The sequence below is a fragment of the Bacillus sp. EE-W1 genome, from assembly GCF_009760835.1.
Lineage (GTDB): Bacteria > Bacillota > Bacilli > Bacillales > Bacillaceae_G > Bacillus_A > Bacillus_A wiedmannii.
Map to the genome: position 1 here is coordinate 1 of NZ_WIPE01000156.1, position 1,923 is coordinate 1,923.

Consider the following 1,923-nt stretch of genomic DNA (forward strand, 5'->3'; position numbering starts at 1 on the left):
AGTTACCTATTTAACCAATTTTATTTGTAATTTGCCTTATGTTAAATCCTATTAATCCAATACCTACTATTACTATAGAATCACATAGAGGGGATGTTGCGGATATCATTATCAAGATCCTTGATTAATCTCCCTCTATATATGTATTTTTAGTTTGTTTTAATTCGTCGAACTTTCAATTGATATTTTTAGATATTTTGCTGACATTTTATAAGCACGATTATCAAAAAAATAGTCTCCTAGTTCATGAGCCAGTTCACTTACTAAAGGATATTGTTTCTTTTCTAAACCGATTTCAATTGCTTTTTGCATCTGTTTTTCATATCCATAATCATCTCCTCTTAATTTAGATATCTTCCCCTTCAATCCATATAGTTGAACATTAGCGTAAGGTACATCAGAAATTGATAATAACTCAAACGCTTCATCCATAAATTCATTAACAGTTTTCCAATCTTTAAATTCTATATGAATCTCTATTAAGCTTCGTAATGCGTATACCTTTTGATGTTCTTGTTGGAGAAACTCACTTAATTGCAAACATTCTTCATAGTACTTAATAGCACTTGTATAGTCTTTCAAATCTTGGTAAATTTTACCATAATTGTATGAGATGATAGGCGAATATACAGAATTGTCATTATCCCCCAATTCATATTCTGCTTGCTGTAAGCATTCAAGAGCCCTGTCATATAATCCATCTAAATCATACAGTATTGCGAGCATTAACAAAGTATCTATTACTTTATTCTTTATATTAAATCTCAAAAATATTTTGTAAGCTTTCTGCGCATACAAACGACTAATGCTTTTATCTTTATACAGCGCTTTATTTACAAGACACAGATTATAATATACACTGGCGTGTTGAGTAGTTTCTTCTAGATCAAGTAAACTCTCTATCTTCACGTAGATTTCATGTGCAGCCATATAATCTTGTTTATTATAAAAATAATAACCTCGAGCCATTAAATAATATATATAATCTTCAGTATACTGGGGGTCTATTTGATTTGGAATAACTTGCACAGCCTGATTTACAATTGCTTCTACATATACTAAGTTATTATTTCGGGAATGATAGTATATTAAAACACCATAAGCCTTTAATAATAAAAGAATAGAGTCTATATCACGAACATACAGTTCTAAAGAAGATAGGTCTTTTTCACTTATAATTTTATCATTTTTATACTTATTACATATTTCAAGAAGCATAGGTTCTATATCCTCATAATCTGCATCTACAAGAAAATTGTAATCAACATCTAACTTTTCAGCGACCTTTTCTAAAAAGGAAGCTGAAGGTTTGATTTGTCCATTTTCAATTCTGCTTAAATACGTTATAGAGCATATTCCTGATACTAATTCCCCTTGCGTAAATTCTTTATGTATACGGATTTGTCGAATACGTTCACCAATATTCATATTTCCAATCCCTTCTTCTAATAACTTAATTGAATTATTTTTGAGTAATATTATATGTATGAATTACCACAATAGATACATTATTTGATTTTAAACAGGGAAATAATATTGTATATTCCCCTATACATATCAATCCAAATATGAAAAACAAGATTAATACAATACAGCTGTAACTAATTACTTTATTTATCAATACTTGTTTTAATGCAACTGAAATGTTTAACGATTATTTTATACTATTGGCTTTCCTTTTCCCCTTCTTACATTTCTATATTATACCAATTTAATAATAATCATGCTTAAAAAAATGCATCTTTTATACCTTCAAATTTTTGAGATAAAAGCCCTGTGTCAAAAAACGATAAGCACTTACAAGACTTTATATGTTGTAAAAATTTTCTCAAATACTCAAACATGTAAAACACTACAGAAAAAACTATTAAAAATCCGCAAATTTTTTTATCAAATTTTACTAATTGTTATTAACATAAATTA

1 protein-coding gene is annotated in these 1,923 nt (G+C 28.1%); it reads right to left on the minus strand.

What is annotated here, in order from left to right; genetic code table 11:
* Positions 1-159: 159 nt before the first annotated feature.
* The gene (locus tag GFJ36_RS28780) at positions 160-1,428 is read right to left on the minus strand and encodes a helix-turn-helix domain-containing protein (RefSeq protein WP_097889983.1); all 1,269 of its coding nucleotides are present in this window, start codon (positions 1,426-1,428) and stop codon (positions 160-162) included.
* Between the last annotated feature and the right edge of the window lie 495 nt (positions 1,429-1,923).

What these genes read in the sequence shown, in the direction of transcription:
- GFJ36_RS28780 (WP_097889983.1), bottom strand. Translation starts at nt 1,428, where the DNA reads ATGAATATTGGTGAACGTATTCGACAAATCCGTATACATAAAGAATTT.